Below are 8,793 nucleotides of genomic sequence, written 5' to 3' on the forward strand. Positions count from 1 at the left end.
ATTCCTGCCCACCTATATAAACTTTGCCAAATTGGCCGAAGAACTTTTTTTCGTTTTTAAGAGTACACTGGCTCTGTTGAGCCAGTGTCTCGATCAATTGTGCGCCGGCATTATGGCGAGTGTTCTCATATTCAGACCCAGGATTACCTAGACCAACTAATAACTTGAAACCTGCCACAATACCGCCTTTACAATCAGATCTTATTTCTTAGCTTTACCGATACGACCAATAGGTTGGTTGTGATCGTTACCTTTAAGAAGTGCAACTAGCTCTACACCTTCAGGTAGTTGAGCATCAGATAGGTGGAAAATGTCACCTAGTTGAGCTTTTGTGCAATCAACTTCTAGCGCAGCTGGAAGGTTAGCTGGTAGGCAACGAACTTCAGCAAGTTTCGCTTCAACGCTCAGACGACCACCTTGGCTCTTAACACCTTCAGATGTTGCAGCGCCAACGAAGTTTAGAGGAATGCGAGTTGTGATTACACGAGCTTCGTCAACACGTAGGAAGTCAACGTGCATAACCGCTGGGCTAGCAGGGTGACGTTGTAGTGCTTTAACGATAACTTTTTCAGCTTTACCATCAGTAACTACTTCAACAACAGTTGTGAAGAAGTCTTGGTTTTCTGTGATTTTTTTCAGCTCGTTCTCAGCAAAAGTAATAGACTGAGGGGCAGCATCGCCACCGTAGATTACAGCTGGTACTTTGTTAGCTAGACGAAGGCGGCGGCTCGCACCTTTACCTTCTTCAGAACGTGCTACGGCATTAATAGATAATGTCATTTGATTGTTTCCTAAATTTTAAAAGTTAAATGTCCAGAAGTGCGACCAAATCCGAACGTATTATTTGGTTTTATTTTTTAATTAGGCCCCAAACATGGCACTAATAGACTCTTCGTTGCAGACGCGACGAACAGCTTCTGCCATGATGTCTGACATAGACAACTGGCGAATTTGTGGACATTCTTGCGCTGCTTTGCTTAGCGGAATCGTGTCTGAAACAACTAACTCATCAAGTACAGAGTTAGTGATATTATCAATGGCTTTACCAGAAAGAATCGGGTGAGTCGCATAGGCTAACACTCTTTCTGCGCCATGATCTTTAAGGGCTTTTGCTGCTGCACATAAAGTGCCGCCAGTATCGCACATGTCGTCAATGAGGACACATGTTTTACCTGCAACATCACCAATTAAATGCATAATTTGTGCTTCGTTCGCACGAGGACGACGTTTGTCGATAATCGCAAGGTCAGCATCGTCTAGTAATTTTGCAAAAGCACGCGCACGAACAACACCGCCAACATCAGGCGAAACGACAGTAACATTGTCATGGCCTTGGCGTTGTAGATCGTCAAGCAATAATGGCGTGGCATAAACGTTATCAACAGGGATATCAAAAAAGCCCTGTATTTGATCTGCATGAAGGTCAACAGTTAACACACGGTTGATCCCCACTGCTGAGATCATGTCAGCAACAACTTTAGCTGTAATTGGCACACGAGCAGAGCGTACACGACGGTCTTGACGAGCGTATCCAAAATAAGGGATTACAGCAGTTACACGAGAAGCAGAAGCACGACGTAAGGCATCTGCCATTACGATGAGTTCCATCAAGTTATCGTTACTAGGTGCGCAGGTAGATTGGATAATAAAAACGTCTTTACCACGAACGTTCTCATTGATCTCAACTGTGATTTCTCCGTCGCTGAATTTTCCTACTGTTGCATTGCCAATAGGAAGACCTAGTCGGCGCACAACCCTACGGGCGAGTTCAGGATTGGCATTACCGGTAAAAACCATTAACTTGGACACTGTAAATACCCTTTGTATTTTCATGGTGAATAGAGTTTGGCTGGGGTAGCTGGATTCGAACCAACGCATGACAGGATCAAAACCTGTTGCCTTACCGCTTGGCGATACCCCAATTATGCTCAATCCACTGGTCAAGAACTTGATGTGTTGGCGAGATATTACAACCCTGACATTGCCATGCTAGCCATTTGTCAGGCACTTGTGCTAAAACGCTTAAAACATCGTCTCGACTATCGAACGCCGCAAAAAGACATGAGCCTGTTCCGGTAAGTTTTGCATCTCCTTGATTTTTAAGCCAAAGATAAGCTTCATTTACTTCAGGATTATGCTTTCTTACAACCTCAAGACAATCGTTATGTCCACCCAGCTTCAAGGCGTGCGGTATTTTGATGGGAGGGGTGTCTCTTGTCAAATTTTTATCGGTAAAAATTTGAACAGTTTTGACTTCACAATCAGGTTTTAGAAGAAGGTAATAAGGTGTACTTGGCTCTACTTGGGTTAGCTCTTCACCTATCCCTTGGGCAAAGGCGCTTTTGCCAAAGACAAAAATAGGCACATCAGCGCCTAATTCGAGCCCTAGTTGAGCCAGTGTCTCTAAATCTAAATGGCATTGCCAAAGCTGATTTAAGGCCAAAAGTGTGGTGGCAGCATTAGAGCTGCCACCGCCAATTCCGCCGCCCATTGGAAGCTGTTTTTGAATGCTAATCTCAATCCCCTGAGTCACCTTATCGGATCGATAGGGTAAAAGGATTTTAGCGGCTTTATAGATTAAATTATCTTCTTGTTTCACACCTTCTATTTCATCTAGCAAGCAAATCTCATCTTTCTTACTCAATGTAAAAGAGAGAGTGTCGCAGACATCGATAAACTGAAAAAGCGTCTCTAACTCATGGTAGCCGTTTTCACGCCGACCTGTGATGTGTAAGAAAAGGTTTAATTTAGCAGGAGAAGGTAAGGTGATATGGGTTTTAGTCTTTATCATGGTTATCTAGCTTTTGTGTTCTGATGGGCAGAGCATCAATTGATCTGCCCAGTGATAAAATTACTCTGTGATAGGGGGAGCCTTATTGAATGGTCCAATCATTCATAATGAGGTTTACCCTGAAAGGCGCTTTAACTGCTTGAAGTTTTCTGGGTAATTCAAGTCCCCGCACGTTGGTAAATTCTTTATATTTAACTAACCAACCATCTTGTGATAAGGCTTCAAGCAATTGACTATCAACATTGTAGGTGAATGCAGCAGCTGAATTTGGCTCAGCCAGTCCGCGTGCCCAGTAAGCGATTTGATTGACTGGAAATTGCCAACCAAAGTGTTGTTCAAGTAATGCTTGGGCATCAGGTCCAACAGCCTTGATATCCTTATATTCAAGCGTAACGAGCTGACTCTCGTCTTGACTTATCTTGGTTGTGCCTTGTCCAAAAGGGCCGCTGATTATTAAGCTAAATCCTTCGGGGCTATGTTGCCAGTTAAAGTTTCCTGAAATGGCATCTTGATCCGTTCTAATGCCAACTCGTCCACTTGTTTGCCATTCTTGGATGGCATCAACACTTTCTGGAGGGGGAATGATTTTAGTGGAATTACTTGAACATGCTGTGATTAAAATGCTGATACATAAGAGAAAAAACGCTCTTATCATGGTGTTTTATCCTGTGCTATATCCGTATAAATAGAAGGTGAGTTAGGCATTACTTTAGGGTAAATAAAGTTTGGGTTTAAGCGATTAATGGTATCCTTTAAGGTATCGTGATTTTGATTGTTATCCAGTGCCTGTAACCAAATAAGATTGGCTTGCTCGGGATTGTTTTGCCATAGGGCTTCTCCAAAGTGCGCACCAATCTCTGGATCTTTTAATAGATTCCATGCTTTATTGAGATAAAAAACGGCTTGATCATTATTACCTAATAGAAAGTGTCCCCAACCAAGGCTATCAATAATCGCAGGGTCTTCGTTATTAAGTTGATACGCTTTTTCGATTAGTGTCATGGCCTCAGTATAACGTTTTGTATATTGCAATAAGGTGTAACCTAACGCATTTAGGTATTGAGGGTTTTGTGGGTCAATTTCGATCAGCAGATTAAGTTCATTTAAGGTTTCTTGCCATTGACCTCTTTGGTCTGCTAACAAGGCTCTTTTATATCTCAGTGCATTGGCGTTTTTATAAATATCTAGTGTTTGGCTCAGTAATTGATCTGCTAAATCGAGTCTTTCGTTCTCTTCATGTAAAAAGCTGATATTAAGAATCATATCCAAATTTTTACGATTATCTAATTTAGACAACACCATGGCATTGATTGCTTTGGCATCATCTAGTTCATATAACCAAATAGCAGCCTGTTCAACCGCATTGAATTTAAGGGGGCCTGTGGTCTTGAGTAATAATTTGATACCGTCTCGTTTCTTATCCAATAATGCTAAGGCATTGGCTTCAATATAATAAAACTGATCTGCTAAGCCGGTTGCTTGATAATCAATTTTCTCAAGTAAAGATAAGGCTAATTCCGCTTGATTATGATCAGTGAGTTGTCCTATGTAATTAAGAGAGAGTTGAACGGCTTCCTCAAAAGGGAGCTTGCTTGTCTTGTAATAATGCTTTGAGGTCTCTAACTGATCATCAAGTAGCAAGAAGTTTAACAAAGGTGTTAATAGCCTAAGGGTGTTCTCATGGTAGTCTAATGCTTCTTCAAGGCTTTTAATGGCTAACTTTAACTGACCACTTTGATTCTGGCTAAAGGCTAATATTAAGTAACTTTCTACCCCTAGTTTGTCACTGCCCAATCTGTCTTTTAATGCGCTGCTTTTCGCTAAGGCCGCTTCAAAGTTACCTTGTAAAAAGTCAATTCTGGCTAAGGCGATTTCAATTTGAACATTATCAGGTTTGGTTTCTAGCTTCAGTAGGCTTTGCTTGATGGTTTCTATTTGTTTTACGTTTCTCGCGCTACGATTTACCTCTTCATGTATAAAGCTAATGTCTACTTCATTTAATAGGGCTTTTGCGAGTAAGTCTTGGGCAGCGTCAAGGTTTTGAAAATTAATTTGGACCCCATAGTTAAGCTGATAGGGCCTTGCATCTGTTTGCTCAAGTTGAAGCCAGGTCTGGCTGGCTTGCTCAATATGCAGTGGGTTGTTCATGGCTACTGCGACATCTGTCGCTCTTTGAATGGCTTCTATATTGTTTTCTGCTTGCGCTAACGAATAGTAGCTATCAAAAGCTGCCTGAAGATTGCCTCTGTGCAAATTAAACTCAGCGATCAAAAATTGTTTGAGTAGTGGGTTTTCATTCTGTTCAAGGGTAATTTCTTGAGTTTGAGTGGTGTCAATAAAAGGCGCTTGTTGTTCAATAGTCGGAGTATTATTCGCTACTTGTGTGCTACTGCAGGCAACCAGACTTAAACCAGTACTGAATAAAACAAGGTTAAGGGCGCGACGTTTGGCAAGGGGAAGCAGATCAAGAGAGATGCCTTTCTTACCAACGATTGCAACTTGCTTGAAAAGAAGAGGCAGTGTCATAAATTGTCTAGCCCTGTTTTAAGAGTGGTTTAACTTAAACATAATAAGTCGTGTGTCGGATCAAAAAACTCATTTTCAAATGAGATTAATTTCCTTAATCATTCAAGCTTTAGCCTTATACTATCCCTTCATTCTTGCAATGTCAGTAGCCTAAGGACCACAATACGACAAGCTTTCTTGTTTTAATTGATCACATGGGGTGCGAAAATGTGCGGTTTCCACGTATAATGCGAGGCCTTAATTTTTGGGGCCTAGTTTAAATAGCCTTATTTAGCTTGATGCTAAGATCTCATTACCTGTGAAGAGTTCCCTGAATGCCGCTAATTACGGTTGGTATCAACCACAAAACAGCACCAGTTGCGATACGAGAAAAAGTTGCGTTCGCACCGGAGAAAATGTTCGACGCTTTATCGTCTTTGATCACCCGTGATCGAGCGGATGAAGCTGTTATTGTTTCTACCTGTAATAGAACCGAACTTTATTGTGCCGTCCCTGATGGTGCCAGCATTAACCAGATCATCCAGTGGTTAAGTGAATATCATCAAATCCCTGTCCATGAACTGCAGCAGTATTGTTATGCTCATCAGGATGATGAAAGTGTCAGGCACATTATGCGCGTGGCTTCTGGGCTTGATTCCTTAGTGTTAGGTGAGCCACAAATACTTGGTCAGGTAAAATCGGCTTATGCTGTCTCTCAAGAGGGAAAGTATATAGGTCAGTCTTTACAGGCGTTATTTCAGCGTACTTTTTCAATTGCTAAAAAAGTACGCACAGACACAGCTATTGGTGAGAACCCTGTTTCCATTGCATTCGCTGCGGTGAGTTTAGCCCAGCGAATCTTTGCGGATGTAAAGCGCAGTACAGCGCTTTTGATCGGTGCTGGTCAAACCATAGAATTGGTGGCTCGCCATTTAAAAGAGAGCGGTGTAAAGCGCATTATAGTCGCGAATAGAACCCTAGAAAGAGCACAAGTGCTAGCCGCCGAAATGGGAGCAGAAGCCATCTTGCTGGCGGATATCGGCGAATATCTATCTCAAGCAGACTTGGTGATTTCTTCAACCGCCAGTCAGTTACCTATTATTGGTAAAGGCATGGTTGAAAAAGCGGTTTCAAAGCGTCGTCATAAACCGATACTTTTGATTGATATAGCGGTTCCTCGGGATATTGAGCCTGAGGTAGAAGAGATTAATGATGTTTATCTTTACACGGTAGATGATCTGCATTCGGTTATCGAGCAAAACGTGAAAGCTAGACAAGATGCCGCGACTGCAGCTGAAGCTATTATTGATGCGGGAGTGGTTGAGTTTAGGCGTAACCTAGATTCTCGAAAAGTGTCTAACGTGATTGTGTCTTACCGTCAAAAAGCGGAAGACATTAAGGCATTTGAATACGAAAGAGCGTTAAAAAATTTAGGTGCTGGCCAAGATCCTGAACAAGTTCTACAAAAAATGGCGCACAACTTAATGAATAAACTGATCCATACTCCCACCCAGTTTTTGCGTGAAGCAGGGGCGGATGATGATCAAGCAAGCCTAGACGTTGCCCTAAAAGTACTAGGTATGACAGAACTTAAAGATGATAAAAACTAGCTAATCCTTTTCCAGATTAGGGAAAAGCGGGTTTGCTTTAAAGAATTATATAAAAAGACCTTAACCATGAAAGAATCGATTAAATTAAAGTTAGAAAACTTAGCCGATCGTTATGAAGAGCTTGCCGCCTTATTAAGTGATGCTGAAATCATCATGAATCAGGACTTGTTTCGTGCCTACTCAAAAGAGTATGCAGAGCTTGAGCCAGTTGTGAAATGTTTTGAAGAGTTTCAAGAGAATGATGAAAACCTTGAAGAAGCACAGCTCATGATGACGGACTCCGACCCAGATATTAAAGAAATGGGTGTGGAAGAAATGAAAGCGAGCCAAATTCGAAAAGAAGAGCTTTTGCTAGACTTGCAAAAACTGCTTTTGCCGAAAGACCCTAATGATGGTCGTAACGTTTTTGTGGAAGTGCGTGCCGGAACCGGTGGTGACGAAGCCTCTATTTTCGCTGGTGACTTATTCCGCATGTATTCTCGTTATGCTGAAACTCAACGCTGGAAGGTTGAATTGATCAGTTGTAACGAAGGTGAGCATGGTGGTTATAAAGAGGTTATCGCTCGTATTGTGGGCGAAGGGGCTTATTCTTTACTGAAGTTTGAATCCGGCGTTCACCGTGTGCAGCGTGTGCCTGCAACAGAATCCCAAGGTCGTATTCATACCTCTGCTTGTACTGTGGCTATCATGCCAGAAATGGATGAGCAGGATGCCATTGAAATTAATAAAGCAGACTTGCGAGTGGATACTTTCAGGGCATCTGGCGCAGGTGGTCAGCACGTCAACAAAACTGACTCTGCGATTCGTTTGACGCACATTCCAACAGGTGTTGTGGTTGAGTGTCAGGATGAGCGCTCTCAGCATAAGAACCGTGCTAAAGCGATGGCGCTGCTTGCATCTCGATTACAGGCTGCTGAAGAAGAAAAGCATGCAGCTGAGCAGTCTGAAACCCGTAAATCCTTGGTCGGTAGTGGTGATAGGTCAGAGCGTATTCGTACTTATAACTATCCTCAGGGTCGTGTCACTGACCACAGAATCAACCTAACCCTTTATAAATTAGATGAGATCATCACAGGTGATCTGGATAATCTTGTTCAGCCTCTTATCAATGAGCACCAAGCAGGACAGCTTGCGGCATTGAGTGAAGAGAATCGATAAATGACAATTGGCATGATGAAATAACATGAGAATTGATCAAGTTATCCAGCAAGGGGTCGCGCAATTAGCGGCCCTTTCTAGTTCTAGCAAACTCACTGAAACACCTGAGTTAGATGTTCAGTTATTACTGGCTGAAGTACTGGGTGTGAATACGTCTTACTTTTATACTTGGCCAGAAAAGCCAGTATCAGAAGAGGACAGGGCAAGGTTTGATGCTTTGTTAGCGCAGCGCCTTAAAGGTAAACCAATTGCTTACATATTAGGTTGTCAGGCATTTTGGACCTTTGAATTAGCGGTATCAGAATTTACCTTAATTCCCAGATCCGACACTGAATGTTTGGTAGAAATTGGTCTTGAGCTAATTGCTGATGTTAAATCACCGAGTATTGTGGATTTAGGTACAGGCACAGGCGCTGTTGCTTTGGCGCTTGCCAGTGAAAGGCATGATGCGAATGTCAGTGCGGTTGATTTAATTCCAGAAGCGGTTGAGCTTGCTAGACAGAATAACCAAAAGTTAAATCTCAATGTGGATATTCAACAAAGTAGCTGGTTTGATAATGTTGCTACAACTGATTTTGACCTGATTGTGTCTAATCCTCCCTATATTGATCCTGAAGATCATCATCTTGATGAGGGTGATGTGAGATTTGAGCCTAAATCTGCCTTGATTGCAGACCAAAAGGGTTACTCTGATATAGAAATCATTGCCCGCAATGCGAAAGATTATTT

At 42.2% G+C, this 8,793-nt stretch carries 8 protein-coding genes, 1 tRNA gene and 1 pseudogene; 3 read left to right on the forward strand and 7 right to left on the reverse strand.

Annotated features, from left to right (window positions below; translation table 11 throughout):
* The 7 genes and pseudogenes from MED121_RS11265 to MED121_RS23710 form a co-directional block, all read right to left on the reverse strand.
* Positions 1-178, reverse strand: a pseudogene (locus MED121_RS11265) (aminoacyl-tRNA hydrolase); the annotation flags it as partial.
* 23 nt (positions 179-201) lie between these two features.
* Entirely contained in the window at positions 202-780 is a 579-nt protein-coding gene (locus MED121_RS11270) for a 50S ribosomal protein L25/general stress protein Ctc (RefSeq protein WP_009833819.1), read from the reverse strand.
* 81 nt (positions 781-861) lie between these two features.
* On the reverse strand, positions 862-1,809 hold the full coding sequence (locus MED121_RS11275) for a ribose-phosphate diphosphokinase (RefSeq protein WP_036180284.1): 948 nt from the start codon (positions 1,807-1,809) through the stop codon (positions 862-864).
* A 37-nt stretch (positions 1,810-1,846) separates the two neighbouring features.
* A tRNA-Gln gene (locus MED121_RS11280) sits at positions 1,847-1,921 on the reverse strand.
* Positions 1,901-2,791, reverse strand: coding sequence for a 4-(cytidine 5'-diphospho)-2-C-methyl-D-erythritol kinase (ispE, locus tag MED121_RS24060; RefSeq protein WP_009833821.1), 891 nt, complete (start codon positions 2,789-2,791; stop codon positions 1,901-1,903). Before ispE ends, MED121_RS11280 begins: the two co-directional genes overlap by 21 nt.
* 82 nt (positions 2,792-2,873) lie before the next feature.
* The gene (gene lolB / locus MED121_RS11285) at positions 2,874-3,446 is read right to left on the reverse strand and encodes a lipoprotein insertase outer membrane protein LolB (protein ID WP_009833822.1); all 573 of its coding nucleotides are present in this window, start codon (positions 3,444-3,446) and stop codon (positions 2,874-2,876) included.
* Positions 3,443-5,317: a TPR domain protein gene (locus MED121_RS23710; protein ID WP_009833823.1), complete on the reverse strand. Its 1,875-nt coding sequence runs from the start codon at positions 5,315-5,317 to the stop codon at positions 3,443-3,445. The genes lolB and MED121_RS23710 overlap by 4 nt, the downstream gene beginning before the upstream one ends.
* 314 nt (positions 5,318-5,631) lie before the next feature.
* Between MED121_RS23710 and hemA the strand changes: the two genes are divergently transcribed.
* From hemA to prmC, 3 genes are all read left to right on the forward strand, one after another.
* Positions 5,632-6,906 (forward strand): glutamyl-tRNA reductase, encoded by a 1,275-nt coding sequence (gene hemA, locus MED121_RS11295; protein WP_009833824.1) that lies wholly within the window; start codon positions 5,632-5,634, stop codon positions 6,904-6,906.
* A 66-nt stretch (positions 6,907-6,972) separates the two neighbouring features.
* On the forward strand, positions 6,973-8,064 hold the full coding sequence (gene prfA, locus MED121_RS11300; protein WP_009833825.1) for a peptide chain release factor 1: 1,092 nt from the start codon (positions 6,973-6,975) through the stop codon (positions 8,062-8,064).
* A 25-nt stretch (positions 8,065-8,089) separates the two neighbouring features.
* Positions 8,090-8,793: peptide chain release factor N(5)-glutamine methyltransferase (gene prmC / locus MED121_RS11305; RefSeq protein ID WP_009833826.1), on the forward strand; the 704-nt coding region annotated here is incomplete at its 3' end.

It is taken from the genome of Marinomonas sp. MED121 (assembly GCF_000153025.1).
GTDB lineage: Bacteria > Pseudomonadota > Gammaproteobacteria > Pseudomonadales > Marinomonadaceae > Marinomonas.